16 protein-coding genes and 1 pseudogene are annotated in these 19,243 nt (G+C 65.3%); 5 read left to right on the top strand and 12 right to left on the bottom strand.

Features of this window, described 5'->3' with window-relative positions; all coding sequences use genetic code 11:
* On the bottom strand, window positions 1-525 hold a 525-nt coding region (locus FJZ36_12375), incomplete at its 3' end, for a class I tRNA ligase family protein (protein MBM3215698.1).
* Between the two features lie 223 nt (window positions 526-748).
* Here FJZ36_12375 and FJZ36_12370 point away from each other — a divergent pair.
* The 4 genes from FJZ36_12370 to FJZ36_12355 all read left to right on the top strand — a co-directional run bounded on the left by FJZ36_12370 (window position 749) and on the right by FJZ36_12355 (window position 6,351).
* Window positions 749-1,477: an RraA family protein gene (locus FJZ36_12370; GenBank protein ID MBM3215697.1), complete on the top strand. Its 729-nt coding sequence runs from the start codon at window positions 749-751 to the stop codon at window positions 1,475-1,477.
* A gap of 104 nt (window positions 1,478-1,581) precedes the next feature.
* Window positions 1,582-2,223, top strand: coding sequence for a 4Fe-4S dicluster domain-containing protein (locus FJZ36_12365; GenBank protein ID MBM3215696.1), 642 nt, complete (start codon window positions 1,582-1,584; stop codon window positions 2,221-2,223).
* A gap of 10 nt (window positions 2,224-2,233) precedes the next feature.
* Window positions 2,234-5,485, top strand: coding sequence for a hypothetical protein (locus tag FJZ36_12360; protein MBM3215695.1), 3,252 nt, complete (start codon window positions 2,234-2,236; stop codon window positions 5,483-5,485).
* A gap of 2 nt (window positions 5,486-5,487) precedes the next feature.
* On the top strand, window positions 5,488-6,351 hold the full coding sequence (locus tag FJZ36_12355; GenBank protein MBM3215694.1) for a prolipoprotein diacylglyceryl transferase: 864 nt from the start codon (window positions 5,488-5,490) through the stop codon (window positions 6,349-6,351).
* 71 nt (window positions 6,352-6,422) lie between these two features.
* On the opposite strand, the gene FJZ36_12350 is transcribed toward FJZ36_12355, so the two are convergent.
* From FJZ36_12350 to FJZ36_12330, 5 genes are all read right to left on the bottom strand, one after another.
* Window positions 6,423-6,623, bottom strand: coding sequence for a hypothetical protein (locus tag FJZ36_12350; protein MBM3215693.1), 201 nt, complete (start codon window positions 6,621-6,623; stop codon window positions 6,423-6,425).
* A gap of 18 nt (window positions 6,624-6,641) precedes the next feature.
* On the bottom strand, window positions 6,642-7,598 hold the full coding sequence (locus tag FJZ36_12345; GenBank protein ID MBM3215692.1) for a hypothetical protein: 957 nt from the start codon (window positions 7,596-7,598) through the stop codon (window positions 6,642-6,644).
* Window positions 7,582-7,989 (bottom strand): hypothetical protein, encoded by a 408-nt coding sequence (locus FJZ36_12340; GenBank protein ID MBM3215691.1) that lies wholly within the window; start codon window positions 7,987-7,989, stop codon window positions 7,582-7,584. The genes FJZ36_12345 and FJZ36_12340 overlap by 17 nt, the downstream gene beginning before the upstream one ends.
* Window positions 7,986-8,399: a DUF2089 domain-containing protein gene (locus FJZ36_12335; GenBank protein ID MBM3215690.1), complete on the bottom strand. Its 414-nt coding sequence runs from the start codon at window positions 8,397-8,399 to the stop codon at window positions 7,986-7,988. Before FJZ36_12335 ends, FJZ36_12340 begins: the two co-directional genes overlap by 4 nt.
* Window positions 8,400-8,539: 140 nt before the next feature.
* The gene (locus FJZ36_12330; GenBank protein ID MBM3215689.1) at window positions 8,540-9,736 is read right to left on the bottom strand and encodes a phosphodiester glycosidase family protein; all 1,197 of its coding nucleotides are present in this window, start codon (window positions 9,734-9,736) and stop codon (window positions 8,540-8,542) included.
* 276 nt (window positions 9,737-10,012) lie between these two features.
* Between FJZ36_12330 and FJZ36_12325 the strand changes: the two genes are divergently transcribed.
* Window positions 10,013-12,202 (top strand): hypothetical protein, encoded by a 2,190-nt coding sequence (locus FJZ36_12325; GenBank protein ID MBM3215688.1) that lies wholly within the window; start codon window positions 10,013-10,015, stop codon window positions 12,200-12,202.
* A 4-nt stretch (window positions 12,203-12,206) separates the two neighbouring features.
* On the opposite strand, the gene FJZ36_12320 is transcribed toward FJZ36_12325, so the two are convergent.
* From FJZ36_12320 to FJZ36_12295, 6 genes and pseudogenes are all read right to left on the bottom strand, one after another.
* Window positions 12,207-13,025 carry a phytanoyl-CoA dioxygenase family protein gene (locus FJZ36_12320; GenBank protein MBM3215687.1) on the bottom strand — a complete coding sequence of 273 codons (819 nt, stop codon included), beginning with the start codon at window positions 13,023-13,025 and terminating at the stop codon, window positions 12,207-12,209.
* Window positions 13,026-13,058: 33 nt separating this feature from the next.
* A complete protein-coding gene (locus FJZ36_12315; GenBank protein MBM3215686.1) occupies window positions 13,059-14,306 on the bottom strand; it encodes an ArgE/DapE family deacylase in 1,248 nt (415 codons plus the stop codon).
* 18 nt (window positions 14,307-14,324) lie between these two features.
* Window positions 14,325-15,173 carry an NAD(P)-dependent oxidoreductase gene (locus tag FJZ36_12310; protein MBM3215685.1) on the bottom strand — a complete coding sequence of 283 codons (849 nt, stop codon included), beginning with the start codon at window positions 15,171-15,173 and terminating at the stop codon, window positions 14,325-14,327.
* A gap of 12 nt (window positions 15,174-15,185) precedes the next feature.
* Window positions 15,186-15,779 (bottom strand): zinc-binding dehydrogenase, encoded by a 594-nt coding sequence (locus FJZ36_12305; protein ID MBM3215684.1) that lies wholly within the window; start codon window positions 15,777-15,779, stop codon window positions 15,186-15,188.
* A gap of 147 nt (window positions 15,780-15,926) precedes the next feature.
* Window positions 15,927-17,309: pseudogene (locus FJZ36_12300) on the bottom strand (hypothetical protein).
* A gap of 798 nt (window positions 17,310-18,107) precedes the next feature.
* A complete protein-coding gene (locus FJZ36_12295) occupies window positions 18,108-18,461 on the bottom strand; it encodes a hypothetical protein (protein ID MBM3215683.1) in 354 nt (117 codons plus the stop codon).
* Window positions 18,462-19,243: the final 782 nt, after the last annotated feature.

Below are 19,243 nucleotides of genomic sequence, written 5' to 3'. Positions count from 1 at the left end.
GCCGCGGTAGATCAGACCGGCGTCGTAGAGCGTCTTGAACGCCCGACGAACGGCGCGAACGGAGCCGTCGTCGAGCGTGAACCGCTCGCGTTCCCAGTCGCAGGAGGCGCCCAGGCGCTTCAGTTGCCCGATGATGTTCCCGCGCGACTCGTCCTTCCACGCCCACATCCGGTCCAGGAAGCCTTCGCGCCCGAGCTCGTAGCGGGAGGTACCTTCGCTCTGGAGCATCCGCTCCATGACGACTTCGGTAATGATGCCCGCGTGGTCGGTTCCGGGCATCCAGAGCGTGTTGTAGCCCGACATGCGCTTCCAGCGGATAAGGATGTCTTGCAGGGCGTTGTCGAGGGCGTGACCCATGTGGAGGCTGCCCGTGACATTGGGGGGCGGGATGACGATGCAGTACGACGGTTTGTCGGACACGTCATCCGCTCGGAAGCATCCCTGCGCGAGCCAGAAGTCGTACCAGCGCTTCTCGACGGCTTCAGGCTCGTAGGCTTTGGGCAGCTCCGCCGGGATCGCGCTCATGCGTTCGGTCTCCTCGACATCGGCAGACACGGGTCACCGCGAAGTGGTTGAGGTAAGGATAGCATACCGGACGCGCCGCGAAGCACACGTACCCACTGCGGACATCGCTCGCGTTTTACATGCCCTCACCGGGGTCGTATCATCCGGGACGTGCCGAATCCCACATCATGTGTCTGACCTTGTGAATCAGGTGTGAACCAGGACCCAGAAAGGGATGCCGCGCATGGGCGCGATCGGACCCGAAGTGCTCCAGAAGCTCCGGACCTTCGACACGCCGACCATCTGCAATCTCATCGAGCTGTTCGATGTGCGCCCGCGGAACACGGGCTACATGGACGGACGCATCCGAGCGTGCTTCCCGGAGATGCCCCCGATGGTCGGATTCGCCGCGACCGCGACGTTCCGATCCTCAGCCCCGCCCAGGAGCGGCGACGCCTACTCCGGCACGGACACGCAGGTCGAGCGCTTCGGGGACTTGTCGGGTCCGCCCGTGGTCGTGTTCCAGGACTTGGACGACCCAGCCGTCGCGGCGACCTTCGGCGAAGTCATGTGCACGACGTACCAGGCGTTCGGTTCCGTAGGCATCGTCACCAGCGGCGCAGGACGCGATCTCGACCAGGTGCGAGACATCGGATTCCCTGCGTTCACTGGCGGCACGATCTGCTCGCACGCGTACTGCCACATCCTCCAGGTTCACGTGCCGATCCACGTCGGTGGCATCGCCGTCTATCCTGACGACCTGCTGCATGGCGACGTGAATGGCATCACGACCATCCCCCATGACATCGCGTCCGAGCTGGCGGACATCGGCGACGAGTTCATCGCGGCGGAGGGCGTCATCCTCGAAGCGCTGAAGAGCGGGAACCCGTCACCGGACGTGCTCCGCAAGGCGCGTCAGGAATCCGGCGCTCGCATCGGCAAGCTCCGCGAGCAGGTGACGCGGGCTCGCTGACGGTTCCTGGCGTACGTCGCGTGCCGTGCCTCGACCTGTATTGCCTGACCCCAGCGACCGTCGTTTCAGACAACGTGGCTTGTTCGGTGAGGGGCGGAGGGCCCATGGCGAAGAAGAGCCCGGTGAGTCCATACGACGACGATACGGACGTCGGTCGCCGTGACTTCTTCGGACAGCTCTTCCGCGAGCTCGCCAAGCCTGTTCAGGAGTTCCGCAGCGCGGTTCGCGGCGAATCGCCTGGGGTTCCGCCCACCTCGACCGATGACGCAGCGCCCGTCGGGACGTGGCTGAGACCTCCCGGAGCCAAGAACGAATGGCTCTTCACCGCGACCTGCGAACACAGCGGCAAGTGCATCGACGCCTGCCCGGCGCGCGCCATTCGCCGCCACCCCGACGGCACGCCGTACATCGACGCGAGCGAGCAGCCGTGCGTCGTCTGCAACGACCTTGCGTGCATGTCGGCGTGTCCCAGCGGAGCCTTGTCCGTCGTCCCCCTGACAGCGTTGGGCATGGGCATCGCGAGGATTCAAGAGCCAAAGTGCCTCCGCAGCGAGGATGTCGATTGCCAGTTGTGCATCGAGGCATGTCCACTGCTCGACTTCGGCTACCGGGTTCTCGATCTGTCGGCGTCGGGCAAGGTGCTCGTCGATGAAGCCACGTGCGTCGGGTGCGGATGCTGCGAGCGGGCATGCCCGACCGATCCGCGCGCGATCACGATCACGCCGACGCGCGTCCTGACGCCTTAGAAAGAACCTCGTGGCGAACTTCGGACGATGTCGCATCGCATCGCTGCTCGTGCTGGCGATCCTCGCCTGGTTCACGGCGGACGCCCTTGCGCAGGGCTTCGGACGGAACAAGGTCAACTACTCACAGCTCGAGTGGGAGTCGATCCGATCCGAGCACTTCGATATCACCTTTCCAAAGGGCGCGTATCGGATGGCGCAGTATGCCACCGAAACCGCCGAGGATGCCCTGGAGGAACTGTCCTCTCGCTGGGACTATCAACCGCGCAACCGGATCCCCGTCATCCTCTACACGTCGCACGCCTCGTTCTCGGAGACGAACGTCATCGGCGCGCTCATTGGCGAGGGAACCGGTGGGTTCACCGAGTTCAGCCGGAACCGAGTCGTCATCCCGTTCGAGGGTTCCTATTCGCAGTTACGGCATGTGGTCCGCCATGAGCTCGTCCATGCGCTGCAGTACGATCTCTTCGCTGGCGGCAGCCTGAAGACGCTCGCGCTGTCGCGCCTCGTGTCGCTGCCGCTATGGGCGGTCGAGGGGCTCGCCGAGTACGAATCTATCGGCTGGGATGTGGAAGCCGACAACGTGATGCGAGATGCCGTGATCTCCGACTACGTGCCGCCCATTGAGATGATGCAGGGCGGCGTCTTCGCGTACAAGGGCGGGCAGGCTCTCTACCGGTACCTTCACGAAACCTACGGCGTCGATCGGATCGGGCAGTACCTACGGTCTCTCAAGGAGACGGCGAGCGTCGAGAAGTCGCTGCTGGCGGTCTACGGCATCCAGATGGAAGACCTGGAGCCGAAGTGGAAGACCTGGCTCAAAAAGGAATACTGGCCCGAAATCGCCGAGAGGCTTTCTCCGGGGGAGTTCGCGCGGCAGCTCACGGATCACTCGAAGGGAGACGGATACCTCAACGTCGGGGCGCGTCTGTCGCCGGATGGACGCCGAGTCGCCTTCGTGAGCACTCGCCGTGACTTCGCCGACGTCTACCTGATGGAGCTCTCGTCCGGCAAGGTCGAGCGCATCATCGAAGGCGAGCAGTCGCCGGACTTCGAGTCGCTCTATCTGCTGCGACCCGGGCTCGCGTGGTCGCCGGATGGACAGCGTTTGGCGATCATCGCCAAGCAGCGAGGCAGGAGCGCGCTCTTCATCTACGACCTCGAAGCGGGCAGGATCGCTCGCGATTACCCCATCGACGTCGACGCGGCGTTCACCCCGGCGTGGTCGCCCTCTGGCGACGCGATGGTCTTCGCGGCGCTCAAAGACGGCTGGTCCGACCTGTACTCGATGGACCTTCGCTCCGGGAGCCTGGTTCCCCTGACGCATGATCCGTACGACGAACGCGACCCGGAGTGGTCGCCGGACGGCTCGCGGATCGCCTTTTCGTCAGACCGCGAAGATCACGGACTGACGTTCGACGACACGCCGCGCTTCAGCCATGGGCAGTACGACATCTTCATCCTCGACCAAGTCTCCAAAGGGCTGACGCGCCTGACCCGACACCCCGCGAGAGACCTCTACCCCGTGTGGGGCCCGGAAGGACGGTCGATCCTCTTCGTCTCAGAGCGATCCGGCATCGGCAATGTCTACGTCCAGCCGCTCGGTAGCGACGAGCCGACCGCCATCACGGACGCCCTGACCGGCTGCCAACAGATCGACCTCTCTGCCGACGGCTCGCAGCTCGTGTTCACGGCGTTTCAGGAAGGGGGGTTCGACCTGTTCCTGATGGATCGCCCGTTGGATTCGCGTTACTCACCGAAGCCGACCGAGCTCGCGCGCACCTGGTTCGGAACCTCGCCCAGCGCGCCGGAGCAGACGACATCGGAGACCGAGACGGCTCCCGTCGCCGCTCCGCAACCAACGACATCGCCCGATGCCTCGACTGCGCCGGTTCCCGAACGTCTGCTCTCGCCGCTGTCAGCCAGCATCCCGAAGGATTTGGCTGCCCTGGGGAGCCGTCGTTCACAGGAACCGGTGGCTGCCGCACAGGCTGATGAAGACGATGAGCCAACCGACACCGAAACCACCGACGACGAGCCGCAGGACGAGGACGCCCCGCGCGTCAGCCGCAAGTTCGCGCGTCCCAAGCCCTACCAGCCGAGGCTGACGGTCGACGGATTCGGGGTGTACACGCAGGTCAGCAGCTTCTCCGGGTTCAGCGGGCAGGCGTACCTCAGCATGAGCGACCTGCTCGGCAACGAACGCCTGATCGTCGTGACCGACCAGTCGATCTCTTCCTTGCGGAACTTGAACGCCGTCGCGTCCTACGTCCGCCTGAACCGGCGACTCGACTACGGCATCACCGCGTTCCACACGCGCGACTTTTTCCTCGCGAGCGAAGGGCAATCGCGGTACCGGACCGTGCTGGTCGCCGACCGGAGCGTCGGGCTCGAAGGCATGGCGGAGTATCCGTTGAGCCAGTTCGCGCGGTTCGAGACGGGGATCGGCGCGCAGCGGATATACCGCGACCGGGTTGGCATCCAACTGACTCCGTACGACCGCCTCGACGCGTTCGGCAATGCGATCCGGCAGGTGGACGAGGAGCCGATTGACGCGAAGTCCATGCTCCCGGTGCGGATGGCGTTCGTGCAGGACACGGTCGGGTACGGCATGTTCGGACCCGTCGACGGTCGCCGGCTGCGGCTGGAGGCGTTCGCCGCGCCCGGGTTCGGGAGCGGCTACCTGCGTTTCGGCACAGCCTCCGTCGATTATCGTCACTACGTCCGCGTCGGCTCGGAACAGAGCTTTGCCATCCGGGTCACGGGCGGAACCAGTCGCGGTCCCAACGCCCAACGGTTCTTCCTGGGCGGCATCGCCTCGGAGATCAGCCCGCGCGTGTCGCGCGCCGTCGACGAAGCGCTCAGCGCCGAGGAGCTCTTCTTCCCGTCGTTCCAGGGCCCGCTCCGAGGAACCGACCTGTACGAGTCCGTCGGCGACACGTTCGCGCTGATCAACCTCGAATGGCGGTTCCCGTTGATCGACCGCCTGACGCTGGGATGGCCCCTGCGCGTGACGTTCCGATACATCGGCGGAGCCTTGTTCGCCGACCTCGGATCGGCGTTCGACCTGCGAGCGTCGTCGAGCCCCGCCGCCTCCGTCGATAGTCTGAGCGACCTCCGCGACCGGATCGTCGGCGGCGTCGGGGCGGGCAGTCGGCTCAACCTGGGCATCTTCGTCCTCCGCTTCGATGTCGCCTGGCGCATCGATACGGAGTTGGTCTCGCGCTCGCCACGCTACTACTGGTCTGTGGGAACGGACTTCTAGCCATGTACCCGACCCTGATCCAGTTCGGACCCGTCGGCATTCACACGTTTGGCATCATGATGGGCTTGGGATTCCTGGCAGGGTACGCGCTCATCCGGCAGGAGTACCTCCGCAAGGGCATTGATCCCGAGCTCGCCTCCACGGTCATCCTCGCCGCGATCATCGGCGGCGTGCTAGGAGCCAAGCTCTACTTCTGGCGCGACGTAGCCAGCGACTGGCGCTCGCTCTTGTCCGGTAGCGGACTCGCGTGGCATGGGGGACTCGCCGGCGGCATCGTCGCCGTGCTGATCGTGCTCTACCGTTCGCCATCGCTCATCGTGCAGGAAGCGAGAGGCGCGTCGCCGCGTCGCCGCATCTGGGAAGCCATCGACGGCATTGCCCCTGCGATCCTGCTGGGACAGGCATTTGGGCGCATGGGGTGCTTCCTCTCCGGCGACGGCGACTACGGAGCCCCTTCCAGTCTGCCGTGGGCGGTCGGGTTCCCGAACGGAACCGTGCCCACGCCCGCCGGTGTCCGCGTCCATCCGACGATGCTCTACGACATCGTCCTGCTGTCGGCGGCGTTCATCTTCCTCTGGCGGATGCGACGTCGGTGGGGCTCGCGGCAGGGCGTGGCGTTCGGCGCGTTCCTCATTCTGATGGGGATCGAGCGCATCATCACGGAGTTCTGGCGGCTGACGCGCGTCTTCTCGTTCACGTCGACGCCGATGGGCTGGGAGAACCGGAGCCTCGACGACCACCTTCTTGGGACGGCTTGGCAGGGCACGCTGTTCATCCACGGCATCAGCGAACAGCAGCTCTGGTCGCTCGCGATGGTCGTGGTCGGCGTGTGGATGGTCTGGCAGCGCGGGCGTCGAGTCGTCTGACCTGTGCAGCGGTACAAAGGCAGGGGATCGGCGGACCGATCCCCTGCTATCTTGGCGATGACATCGCGCGCTTAGGACGCGGCGCTCACCTTCCTCCAGAGGAAGAGAGCGGCGATTGCCAACAGCGCAAGGACGACGACCTTCATCACGAGGATGACCAGGCCGATCGCCAAGCCGAGAACTCCTGCGACGACCCCCGCCGCGAGCGGGATGAGCTTGATCAGGATCGCCGCCAACACGATGCCGAGTAGGATGCGGATGACGAGATGCATGGTGACAGCCCTTTCCTGTCAGCCGGACGTGTCCGTTCGCCTCTTGCGCAGGGAGATTCCCCCGCCCATCGCCGAGAGCTCGATCGTCGCCGCACCGGACCCGTAGCGGTACCGGTTCTCGCCGACGGCTCCACCTTCCCACTGGGAGTCGAACCCTCCTCCGACGACGGAGTAGTGGACCTCGAAGTCGGACGCCTCGCCGAGCTCCAGATCGATCCCACCGCCTGCCGCCGATAGCTCCACTTCGCCGCGCGTCACATCGCCGATGGATGCCCGGATCCCCCCGCCATGCGCCTTGGCGTGGATCGCCTCGCTCTGGATCGCTGTCAGCTCCAGCCCCGCACCGACGGTCTCCAGCTCCAGCGAACCGGCAACGTCTCCGATGCTCATGCCGCCTCCGACGACCCGCGCGGTGAGCTCATCGAGCGTCAGCCCCTTGACAGCCAATCCGCCGCCTGTCAGCTCGACGATCACGCGGCGCGCCACAGTGGGAATGCGAACCACCGTAGGACCGCCGACGCCTTCGACTCGCGCCAGCAAGCCGTCCTCATCGACTTCCGCGTGCGTGTTGGGACCCGACACGCGGACACGCGTCGCGTCGCCCGGATGCAGCGCCAGACTGCCGCCCTTCTGCGAGATGCGCACGACGGCTCCCGTCGACACGCCATACTCACAGCAGTTCGGCGATCTCGACTCCGATACGGTGTGGCGCACATCGCGCGCGAACGCCTCGATTTGCTTGCCGAGCTCGGTCGCTGCCGATTGGATCTCCCGAACCCACTTCGCCGTTCCGATCTTCCCCAGATCGGTGCCGAACTGCCGCAACACGGCGTCCAGGTCCTTCGGCTTGCTCGCCCTTGCCTTCTCCGCTTCAGGCGCGTTCAGCGCCCGGAGCAACCGCTCCGCGTCTTCCGTCGTGAGCTTGCCTTCCCGGAGTAGGTTGAGCACGAGGAGCCGTTCATCGGTGGTCGTCATGCTCCGCCCCTTCCTTGCGATCCTTGGGAGGCTCGGCGTCGCCTTCGCCATCCACTTCGACCGTGATCGTGTGGTTCCGCTTCTTCCCAGGCTCGGGCTGTGACGTCGCGCGCATCTCGTCCAGCCGCTGACGCAGCGTATCGCTGCGTTCGCGCAGCCGATCGCGGACACGCTTGATCTCCGTAGAAGCTTGGGAACCGATCTCGTTGAGACCCTTCTGCATATCCTGCGCCACGCGCGCTAGGAAATCGTACGCCGCGTCGGCTTTCGGTGAGCTGCCGTTGCCCGTCGCCTTCTCTCCGCCGATGGCTGCGAGCAGCCGGTCCGCTTCATCGACTGCCAGTTTTCCGTCGGCGACCATCTTGAGGATCAGCTTGCGTTCTGCGCTCATTTCTGTCGCCCTCCCTGCTTCCGATTCAGCTCGTTCAGCGTGTTGAGCAATTCCTCCGCTTCAGCCGTCGACAGCTTGCCCTCGTCGAGCTCTCGCAGGATATCGAGCCGTTCGGCGGCGATCTCCTCGGGCGACCATTCGTCGCGGTCCGTGATACCCAACTCCGCGATGACAGCGTTCAGACGGTTCCTCACCGTGGGGTACGAGATGCCGAGTTCCCGTTCCACCTCCCGGATATTCCCCCGGTTCTTCACGAACACGAAGAGGAAGTCCTGCGCTTCGGGGGTCAGTCGAGTGAACCGATTCCGCGCGAACCGACCCTCGACGTGAATGTCGCACGCCGGGCAGGAGTAACGGGTGGTGATGATTTCGCCGCCGCAAGACGGGCAATGGGCTAGTTCGGGTCGCATCCCGTGACTCCGACTTGAACACTGAAACGCTCGACATTACAGAGTCTAATACATGAGATTGATTATGTCAAGGTCTGTGTTGACAAAATGGAGTGGCGGCAGGCGTCGGCTTGCGATTTCCGTGGTTGCCGTTCGTGAGATCAGTCTGGTTGGGCGGATTCGCGGATGCGATGGATGACGAGTCCGTTCGCGATGGACCGTGTCGAGCCGTCCGACGGACGATTGCGCATATCGCCTCCCGCCCACATCGTCGTCGATCCGCCGCCGTCGAGGTTGATCGCCTCCGACGCCCCGATGTCTCGCAGGAACGCCGCCAGGTCGCGTAGACCGATTCCGATGCTATAGCCCGGCTGGCGTCCGTCGACGGTCACGAAGTAGAGGCGATCCGGGTCGAACCCGACTGCCGTACGCGGATGGAGAGTCTCCAGGAACACCGCCGAAAGCCCTTCGGCTTCGGCTTCTTGCTCGACCGTGATCGCGCCGTTCCGCAGCAGACGGGGTCCGCCGCCGACCGCGTACGCCCAGTCGTTGCTCGGCGAAACCGACCATGCGACCCGCACCGCTGCCCCGGCACCAATGGCTCTGAGGAACCTTTCGCCAGTGCCCTTCCCGACGAGCGCCACGGTTCCAGGGAGCGCCGGGGTCGGACAGTCGATGAACGCGCCCCCCGAGGCGAACGTCTCGACTGACAAGCCGAGTCCGATGCGCACATCAGAGGGCAGAACCAGCATCGACGCCCAGTGCTTTTCGCCGACCGCTTCGCCCATGCGATCCGTCACGAGCACGAGCCCATCGTCGGGACACGGCTGATTGACGCCCACAATGGGCATCGACGCCCCGTCCGCCGTCGTCGCGGTTCCCGTGAACGCGAAGCGCTCGATGGACGGGCTCCCGTACCCGTCGAACGCCAAGACGGCTCGCCGGTTCGGCGTGCTGACCAGTTCCCCATCGACAACGCACAGCCCGGCGAGGTCCCCAGGCAGCGCGCCGTCCTCGCGCACGAAGAAGTCGCCATTGACGGCTCCGATGACGTCACGACCGTCAGCCGACAGTCGGGTAACCGCGTCCGGAAGCGTTTCGAGTCCGGCGACCATCCCGCGCGCCAGCCAGACCTCGACGGCGATGCCCGGCGCGGCGCGCTCGACTTCGAGCACCTGAATCGCCAGCGGCTCCGCGTTGCTAGCGTATTCGCGATACCAGACGCCCGGAGTAATCTGCTCCTTGCGGACCAGAGCCGGTGCGTCCGCGAAGACCACGGACGCCATGAACACGGCGACGGCGACGAAGGCACGCGTTGCGCGACGAGAGTTCGTCATGATGCGCTCCGATCGGGTCATCGTTCAGATTGGTGCAGAGACACAGTGTAGCAGCACGCGCCGCGAAACGTGATCGACGCGCGGTTCGTTTTGACGTTCGACGGCATCGTATCGAAGTGCATCCATGCCTGTGTCCTTGTGCTGAGCGGCTAACAGCCTCTTGACCGCGGGCAGCCTGGTACTCACCTTTAACCGAGGCTCTTAGGCGAGTCGAAGGTCCGCCGACGCCTGCGGGTCCCGCGGCTGACTGGAATCATGACGCCCATCCTCGGGGTCTGACCCCTCTTGGAGAATCGCGTGTCCCCCCGCCTGCATCGCGCCATCGCCATGTGCCCGTGCGTCCTTGCCCTCGTGCTCATGGTCGTCACCGCGCACGCCGCCGACGACGACAGAGCGCCCTACGCGACCCGGCGCCTGCCCGGTCAGCAGCTTTCCACACCCCCGACAATCGACGGCGACATCTCCGACGCCGTCTGGTCGGAAGCTGCGCTCGGAGACACGTTCATCGACCGCAACGACGGCAAGCCAGTCCAAGACCAGACACGTCTGTGGATCGGCTACGACGCGACGAACATCTACGTCGCGGCGCACTGCTACGACCCGGACCCGTCGAAGCTCGTGGCGCGGGAGACACAACGCGACGCTCGGCTCTGGGGCGACGACAACTTCCAGTTTCAGATCGACCCCTTCCACACGCACGACTGGAACGACCTCTCGCGGTTCCTGGTGAACCCGATCGGGACCATGTCGTCCGAGATCGGCGGCGGAAGGTCCGGCAAGGCGGAGTGGAAGGGCGACTGGAAGGCAGCCGCGAAGATCGTCGAGGACGGCTGGACGCTCGAGATGGCGATTCCCTGGGCGATCCTCACGTATCCGAACAGCTCCGAGCCCGTCACAATCGGCTTCAACGCGTCGCGGAACCACTCCCGCCGCAAGTTCGAGTCGTGGTTCAGCGACATCGGACGCAACCATCGCAACGAGTATTCGGCGAATCTAGAGGGCGTCGTCCTGCCGGCGTCGGCGTTCACTCGCGAGCTGCTGGTCCTGCCGTTCCTGGCAGCCGGCAGCGCCGAAGTCGACAACGATTGGTCCGGCACGGCGCGCCTGGGAGCCGACGTGCGATTCCGCCCGAGCCCGACGATCACCGCCGTTGTGGCGCTCAACCCCGACTTTCGCAACGTCCAAGGCGAAGTCGAGGGAATCGACTTCTCGCGCGGCGAGCGGTGGGTTCAGGAGTCGCGTCCCTTCTTCCAGGAGGGCGACGACATGCTCCGACTCGGGTCGCCCGCCGGGTCCTACTTCTACAGCCGACGCGTCGAGAACATCGATGTCGGCGCCAAGGTCTACGGCAAGCTCGCGAAGCGCACCAACGTCGGTGTTCTCGGCACGTTCGACCTCGACGATCAGCACGACGATCTGCGGCACCTATACCGTCAAGACTACGCCGGCAGCGTGACTCAGGGCATCGGCGAACACGCGAGGCTCTCGGTCAGCAGCGCGGTCAAGCGCTCTCCGCTGCACGACAACACGGTCGTCGGCTACCGCGCCAACTCGCGTTTGACGCGGAACAGCGGCATGGACATCCAGTACGGGTCGAGCAGTCTTATGGGCGTCGATCCGAACGACGAGTCGAGCGAAGTCCGCCAGTTCCTGCGCGGCGATCTGGCGAGCATCGGCGGCAACTGGTGGAACGGCAAACGCTTCGTGGGCGGGGATGTCCAGTACGTCAGCCCGGGCTTCCGCGCCGCCAACGGGTTCATCGAGGACCCAGGGCGTCGTGGCGTCGGGTTCGAAGGCGGTTACCAGAACGAGTGGCGCGACTCGTTCATCTCGAACGTCGGGGGCTTCTTCGGCGGCATGTACCAGGAGCGGTACACGACCGGCGAGGGATTCGACGGCTTGGGTGGGGTCGCCCGCCGCGCCGTGACGACGTTCTCGGATCGCGATGGCGAGACGCAGTTCTTCCGGGACCGTGTCGGCGGCGACATGTTCATTGGCACTCGCCGCAACATGCGGTTCAACATCGACTTCGGCATGGGTCGCTACCGCGAAGAAGGCGCGTCGGCTTCCGACTTCGACTGGTCCTGGGGATATGGAACCGGGGCGGGCAACGAGAAACGGACGAGGGGCTTCAACGCTCGTCACTCGTTCGGCGAGGCGGCTCGCACGTTCCGGCACTTCGTGTCGACCGGCGGGTTCGTGAAGCGTGGCAAGATATCGACCAGCCTGAACCTGTCGATCTTGCGGCATGAGGAGCGCCGCCAGCAGCACATCTGGGGCGTCAGCTACGAGCTCTCCAGTTCGATGTCGGTCAGCGGTCGCATCGTGCTCCGCCGCGACGAGCGCTCCAATCACAACGACTGGAACTCGTTCGTCTCGTTCCGTCGGTCGGGCGAAGCGGGAATCGAGACCTACATCATCCTTGGAGACCCCAGCGCCGACACGTTCGTACCGCGCGTCGAGGGCAAGGTCCTGCTGCCCATGTAGCGCGTCAGCCGTACGCACCGTGGTCGAGGAACCCCAGCAAGCGTCTTAGCCGCGGCGAAGCGCCCACATAGACGTGCTCGGGCATCGTGTAGTTCATGAACGGGTAGTACTTGTGCCCCACGAGCCGCCTGCCGTACGTCACCTGCGTGATGTACCGGGTTCGGTCGCTCGTGTTGGGCCCGCCCCGGTGCCAGACCTGGCAGTTGAACAGGATGACGCTGCCGGCGGGTCCCAAGTTGTACTGAACGCTCTCCTCCCAGCGCGTGCCCTCGATCACACCGGGCGGACTGGCTCCGTACAAGTGGGAACCGGGGATCGTCTCCGTGCCTCCATGCGCGCGCTCGGTCACGTCGGTGAGGTAGTAGTTCGCCGTGAAGACCATCACGGGCAGTCGAACGTTCGTCGGGGGCTCGCCCTCGGTCACCAGGTAGTGCGGCGGGTCGTCCTGATGCCAGGTCGTGATGCCGCGACCCGGGGGCGTCATGAACGAGTTGTTGTGGATGACGTGGCAGTTCCGAGCGATGAGAGCTTCCGCGAAGCTGGCGATTGGCTCCATGTCGAACAGCCGCAGGTTCGCGGCGCTCGTCTCGAACATCCGGTGAGCCAGGATGAGCGAGGCGTTGTCCTGGTTCAGCCCGTTGGGGTTCCCGGAAAGAGCTCGCTCCAGATCGGCTCGAAGCTCGGCGCACCATTCCGGCGGCAGCACGTTCGTCAGGAACAGGCATCCGTCGCGGTGGAACGCCTCGACCCACTTGCGTATCTGCTCGTCGCCGACGGTTTTGCCAGCTAGGTACATCGATGAACCGGACTCTCCCATCGTCATCTCACCTCATCGGATTATCTGATTGGGGCGCTGTCAGCCGAAATCCGCGGTTCGGATGAACTCGGCATAGATGCGCGCAGTCTGCGCGACTTCCGAGATGCGCACTCGCTCGTTGGCTCCGTGCCCGCCCTCGCCGATGGGCCCGTATCCGACGCCCGGCAACCCCTTGCGCCCGACCAGGTAGTGCAGGTCGGTGAAACCGCTCGTCGTGGACAGCTTGACGGGTCGCCGCCGCACCTGCCGCACGACGCGGGCGAACTCCTGGACGCAGCGCGAGTTGGCGTCGACGAGGCACGGCTCGATGGCGAGGGTCCTTTCGACATCCACGCGGATGCCCGGAATCGCGCGTCTCGCATCCTCGATTGCCGCCCGTAGTTCCGCTTCGGCGTCTTCAATGGATTCGTTGGGCACGACGCGCCGGTCGATGGTGAACGATGCCAGCGCCGGAACCGTGTTCTCCTTGTCGCCTTCGCTCCCCGCGAAGACTCCGCCGACGTTGACCGTCGGTTGTCGGCGGATGCCGGACTCGGTGACGTAGCACCGTTCAGGATCGCGCAGGCGCTCCTTGAGCGGCTCGAGCGCTTGAACGAGAGCCGACATCCTCTCGAAGGCGTTCACGCCCTCATGGGGAACCGACGCATGAGCCGCCTTCCCGTGAACCGTGACCCGCAACCAGAGCACGCCGTTGTGCCCGTACCCGACCGTCAAGCCGCCACCACCCTCGCAGTTGACCACGCAATCGCCGCGTATCAGCCCCTTCCGCGCGAGATAGCCGGCTCCGAGCTGCCCGCCCGTCTCTTCGTCCACGGTGAACGAGCATTCGACGTTCGCGGCGGTCTGCACGCCGGTTTCGACGATGGCGCGGACCGCCAACAACGTCGCGGCAATCGAATCCTTCATGTCGTCGGCTCCACGTCCGTAGAGCCAGTCGCCGCGCCGCTCGCCCGAGAACGGTTCGACGCGCCAACCGCCGGACACGGGAACCACGTCGAAGTGCGAGTTGAAGTGGATCGTCCGGCGCTGCCCGAGATCGAGGCGCGCGATCAGGTTCCGGCGAGGATGCGCCGCGTGCGGTCCGAGAACGCGGCGAGCGGCCTGTGGCGGCACATCGACCGTTGAAGTCGCCATGCCGAGACTCGCGCAGTGGGACTCCAGCAGCGCGACAGCCGCTTCGTAGTTCTCGCCGGGAGGGTTCACCGTGCGGATGCGAACCAGCTCCGACAGCAGGTCCGCGACATCTTCACGATGCTCATCGATGTACACGCCGACGGCGCTGGTCATGTGGCAGAAGCACCTCACTCAGGAGGCAAGGACGCTCCGCTGCGGCACGAATCCGATCTCTTGGGCGATGCGACGGATGTCGTAGACGGAATCGCGCTCGTGCCCCGGGGGCTCGTAGTGCGAGAAGTCGATTGCGTCAGCGTCGGCTCCATACCACGCGCGGAGCGTGTCGGGAACCGTCGAATCCACGCACGCCTGCGACGCAGCCGCGTTCATGATGCGAATGCCAGACTTGCGCGGAGCCTCTGCAGCTGCCTGGAAACACGCCACCGCATCGCTCAGGTACATGAGCGTGACAGACCCCATCGCCCACTGTCCCACGGGGCCCGGCTTCCTGGGAACTGGCTTCGCATTGTCGGGAATGATGCTGGCAAGGCGGATCGCAATGATGTCGAGGTCGTCCACCTGGCGCGTGAGGTAGCGCCCCACCTCCTCCATCAGATACTTCGAGAGACCGTAGCCGTCTCGATCAAGGCAGGGATGCTCATCGGGAATCGGCACTTGGAGGGGTCGGAACTTCTCGGACTGCATCCCGACTGCGGCAATGGAGCTCGCCAGGACGAACTTCCGGCAGCCACGGTCGAGCCAGTACCGCAGCAGACCGTGCGTTCCGCCCACGTTGACGCGGATGCCGTCCTGCTCCGAACAGCCGCCGGTCACCGCCGCCAGATGGATCACCACGTCAGCCCCGAACCGATTGAGTCTCCGCAGGTCGTCTGCGTGCGCGAAGTCGCCCTGGATCGACCAGACGCCCGCGACCGGCGTCGGCTTTCGTGAAATCGCCGCCACCTCGTGCGTCTGGGCGAGCGTCGACGCGAGCTGTCTGCCGATGAAGCCGCTGGTGCCGGTGATGAGGATTCGGCTCATGGTTCCTGCTACTCAGCCCCAATGGATGACCGCTCCGAGCACGTTCCGCTCATTGCCGCGCAAGATCGCAGCGAAGAACTCCGCTGCTTCGGATGACTCGACCCGATGTGTGATGACACGTCCCCAATCCAGCGCTCCCATCGCCATGTTGCGCAGCACCGCCCGGCGACAGGGAGCCAGCCCGTCGTCGCAGGGATAGAACGCTGTCAGCCGCTTGCCGTGCGGCGTGGAGAAGGTGTAGGAGAGGGGAGCCGTGCCGTAGTGTCCCTGATACACGAACTTGCCGTGGGTGCGGCACAAGGCGAGCGCGGGGTCCACGCACGCCGGATTGCCGGTCGCCTCGAACACGACGTCTGCGCCTTCGGACGCGATGCTGCGCAATGCCGGTCCGACGTCCTCGCGGGACCCGTTGATGGCGCGATCCGCTCCCAACGCGACGGCGGTCTCCAAGCGCCGATCCTCGACATCGACCGCGACGACGACGCATCCCCGATGGCGACACGCCGCGACCACGCCCAGACCGATTAGCCCGACGCCGTGCACCACCACGACATCGCCGAGGCGCGGATTGGACATGTCGACGCCGTTCAGCCCGACCGCAGGCATGACGAACAGGCTCCCGGCAGCGCGATCCACGCCGTCCGGCAGATGATCGATCCCGTGAGTCCTCGACGGATCGACGACGGCATGCGAAGCGTGCGTGCCGGCGACCGCCGAAACGCGCTCGCCATTGGCTCGTTGGATGCTGCGGTTGTCGCGCAGGAATACGACATCGCCGACGGAGAACCCGCGTACGTCCTCGCCGACCCGCTCCACGGTCCCGACCGCTTGGTATCCCGTGCACAACGGATAGGGACCCCAAGAGATCTTGCCTCGGATGAGGGCGAACTCGGTGCCAATGCTGATGCCGGAGAATTCGATGCGGATGAGAACGTCAGTGGGGCCTGGATCGGGAAGGACCACCTCTTCCAGGCGAAACCGCTGAGAGGCGTCGCAGACGATTGCGTGGGCGTCCAATGGGGCTCCTGTCGGGTCTATTGCTTGGGCAGAGCGAAGCGCGCGACGCCCGCCCGCGATGTGGCAGCCAGCAGATAGCCTCCGGCGACGAGCAACGAACGAACGTTCAGGTCGTCGAGTCCGTCGTTCATCGGAGTCCAGCTCGCGCCTGCGTCGCGCGACGCGAAGACTCCGCCGTTCGACGTGGCGGCGTAGAGCGACTGCCCATCCGTGACGACGGAACGAACGCGCAGGTCCGTGAGCCCTGCGTTCTGGGGAACCCATGTGCCGTCCGGCTGCAGCTTGTGGACTCCGCCGCCGTACGTGCCGGCGTACACACCGCTGTCCGTGGACACGAAGCTGTAGACCGCCATGGAAGCCAGCCCGGTAAGACGAGGCGTCCATGTGGCTCCGCCGTCGGACGACACGAACGCGCCTCGCCCGTCGGTGCCCACGTAGATGTCCGAACCGATGACCGCGAGCGACGACACGAATGGGAAGTCCTCGCTTCCCTGGAGGGCTTCCCACGTCGCCCCGGAGTCCACCGACGCCACGATGCCTCGACCGGTCACGCCGAAAAGCACTCGATTGCCTGCGCCGACGATGTCGCGCACCGTGGTGCCCTTGAGCGTGTCGCTGCCGACGCGCCACGTGGCTCCTCGGTCGTCCGAAACGTAGTATCCGCCTCGGTACGTCCCAACGTACGTCGATGACCCGACGAAACCCACGCTCCGGGTGTTGACCTCGCCGAGCCCGGCATTCGACAGCACCCATGTCGCGCCGGCGTCCTCTGAAACATAGACGCCGCCTGAGGTTCCCGCGAGGACCTGCGAACCCGATCCCGACAGCGCGAAGACGCTGGCGTTCTGCATGCCGCCGCTCGAGTGCCCCCATTGCGAGGACGTGCCATCGAACCGGAACACGCCGCTTCCGAAGGTCCCGGCAAGCATCCCGGAGGCAGTCGACAGGAGCGAGTACGGGTACGGATTGGGCATCCCGGACCCGACGACGGTCCAGCTCGTCGAAGTGTCCGCGAGCCGGTATACGCCGTCCGCCTCCAGACCGCAGTAGACGCCGTCGCTTCCAGACGCCAACGTGAGCACATTCACAGACGGGAGGCCCGCATTCGCGGGTTCCCATGTCGCGCCCCCGTCGGCGGATCGGTACACGCCGACGTTCGGCGTCGCGACGTACAGCGTGTCGTTGTGCTCGACGATGGACCGGAGAACGAACGAATCGCGCTCTCCCTCTTTCGTGAGTCCGTTCGACGATGCCAACCAGCGCGCCCTCGGGCTATCGAACCGGAACGCTCCGGCGTTCGTGGCGGCGATCAGGGCTCCTTTGGACGTGTGGACGAACTCGCGGATGTTCAGATTACGCAGACCGCCGTTCAGCGTCTCCCATTGCCGTTTGCCCGCTGCGTCGACGACCAGACGGGCGACGCCGCCGGTCGTCCCGACGAACAACGTTCCGTCGTACTCGATCAGGGCAGTGACGGCCGGCGTCGGCAGCCGCAAGGGGTCGAGCTGCTTCCAGTTCGCTCCCGCGTCCTCCGATTCGAACACGCCTGCGCCGTTTACGCCCGCGTACAGGCGGCCCGCAACAGCCTTCACAGACGACACGGCGCGCGGTTGTGCCAGGCGAAGAGCCATCGACCACGTTTGGCCGTCGTCCTTGGACGCGTAGACGAGACCCGACGCAGTCGCCGCGAGGATGGAGCCGTCCGGTGTACGGCACATGCTGTTGACGACGCCTCCGAAGGGACCTAACGCCGCCTCCCATGCGTCCTGGGCGCTTGCCGGGCCGGCGCCCAAGATCGACCAAACGAGCGCCAGGCTGGCAACTGCCGAAGCCCAGGCTTTCATCTGTCGCGCCATGGATGCGTCTCCTTGAGCGTGCCAGCGCGTAGTCCGGCAGCGTGACATGGCTGTCCGTGGGCTAGACCAACTGCGAGGCGTCGGGTTCCTCGTCGTCCAATGCCGTCGGTTCTCCGTCGCGCGACAGCTCGTAGGAACCGATCTCCTGCCCGACGATCACCGTGGCATGGACGCGGCTGTCCTCGGTGGCAGGAAGGTCCAGCAGGTCGTCGTCGAGCGTCGCCAAGAGCTCGTCGATGTCGTCGCCGTCGAGATCATCGAAGAGGATGACGGACGCCTCGGCATCGCCCATCGACAGGTAGTGGATATCCACCTGGCCTATCGCTCGCTGGCTCGTCTCAGCTTCGCCGTCGTAGACGTTGTACTGTTCCGACGACGCGGTACGGATCCGGCGCTGGAATGTGAACCTAGGCATCGTCCGCTCCTATCACGCACCGCCCGACGCCGCACGACGCGACGGGGCTCGCCGTGCGTGAGCCCCGAGTCCTCGAGCCGATCGTCCTATGCTCCCCAACCGGACCGCGGACCCTCGCGGCGCTCGGCGGCAGCCTTCTCCAAGTAGCCGCTGGCGCGAAACGCCTCCAACGGCTCGGGATCGACGCCTAGTTCCATCCGCACGACCTGGAGCAGCGGCTCGACGTCCGTGTTATGCGCGCGCTGCAGAATCCTCTCCGCCGCGACGATGTCGCACTCGTCCTGCGCGGCGGCGAGCCGGTCGCGCGGCACGATGAGCGCTTGCGCGTAGGCGCGCTGGATGCACTCCACCGACTGGATCATCTCCTCGATCTTGGGCTTCAGATTGTGGCTCTGGTCGATCATGTAGGCGATGTCGGCGGTCGAGTTCGGGTACAGTTCCTCGCGAACCAGCTCATTGTAGATCAGGAACAGCTCTTGAGGGTTCATCGTGCCCGTCGCCAGGTCGTCGTCCGCGTACTTGCGGCTGTTGAAGTGGAACCCTCCAAGCCGCCCCTCGTCCAGCAGGTACGCCACGATGAACTCGACGTTGGTTCCCAGGGCGTGGTGCCCGGTGTCCAGTAGAACCTGCGCCTGATCTCCGAGCTTCTGGCACATCAGGAACGCCGCGCCCCAGTCCGGCAGATCGGTATGGTAGAACGCGGGCTCGAAAAACTTGTACTCGACCAGCATGCGGCTCCCGACCGGGAGGTCGTCGTAGGCGACCTTGAGGGCGTCGTAGAG

The sequence above is a fragment of the Candidatus Poribacteria bacterium genome (genome assembly GCA_016866785.1).
Lineage (GTDB): Bacteria > Poribacteria > WGA-4E.
This window is presented reverse-complemented; position numbering and strand designations above follow the sequence as displayed.

What these genes read in the sequence shown, in the direction of transcription:
- FJZ36_12315 (MBM3215686.1), bottom strand. Translation starts at nt 14,306, where the DNA reads ATGACCAGCGCCGTCGGCGTGTACATCGATGAGCATCGTGAAGATGTC.
- FJZ36_12350 (MBM3215693.1), bottom strand. Translation starts at nt 6,623, where the DNA reads ATGCATCTCGTCATCCGCATCCTACTCGGCATCGTGTTGGCGGCGATC.
- FJZ36_12310 (MBM3215685.1), bottom strand. Translation starts at nt 15,173, where the DNA reads ATGAGCCGAATCCTCATCACCGGCACCAGCGGCTTCATCGGCAGACAG.
- FJZ36_12320 (MBM3215687.1), bottom strand. Translation starts at nt 13,025, where the DNA reads ATGACGATGGGAGAGTCCGGTTCATCGATGTACCTAGCTGGCAAAACC.
- FJZ36_12345 (MBM3215692.1), bottom strand. Translation starts at nt 7,598, where the DNA reads ATGACGACCACCGATGAACGGCTCCTCGTGCTCAACCTACTCCGGGAA.
- FJZ36_12295 (MBM3215683.1), bottom strand. Translation starts at nt 18,461, where the DNA reads ATGCCTAGGTTCACATTCCAGCGCCGGATCCGTACCGCGTCGTCGGAA.
- FJZ36_12365 (MBM3215696.1), top strand. Translation starts at nt 1,582, where the DNA reads ATGGCGAAGAAGAGCCCGGTGAGTCCATACGACGACGATACGGACGTC.
- FJZ36_12330 (MBM3215689.1), bottom strand. Translation starts at nt 9,736, where the DNA reads ATGACCCGATCGGAGCGCATCATGACGAACTCTCGTCGCGCAACGCGT.
- FJZ36_12335 (MBM3215690.1), bottom strand. Translation starts at nt 8,399, where the DNA reads ATGCGACCCGAACTAGCCCATTGCCCGTCTTGCGGCGGCGAAATCATC.
- FJZ36_12355 (MBM3215694.1), top strand. Translation starts at nt 5,488, where the DNA reads ATGTACCCGACCCTGATCCAGTTCGGACCCGTCGGCATTCACACGTTT.
- FJZ36_12305 (MBM3215684.1), bottom strand. Translation starts at nt 15,779, where the DNA reads ATGCCTGCGGTCGGGCTGAACGGCGTCGACATGTCCAATCCGCGCCTC.
- FJZ36_12370 (MBM3215697.1), top strand. Translation starts at nt 749, where the DNA reads ATGGGCGCGATCGGACCCGAAGTGCTCCAGAAGCTCCGGACCTTCGAC.
- FJZ36_12340 (MBM3215691.1), bottom strand. Translation starts at nt 7,989, where the DNA reads ATGAGCGCAGAACGCAAGCTGATCCTCAAGATGGTCGCCGACGGAAAA.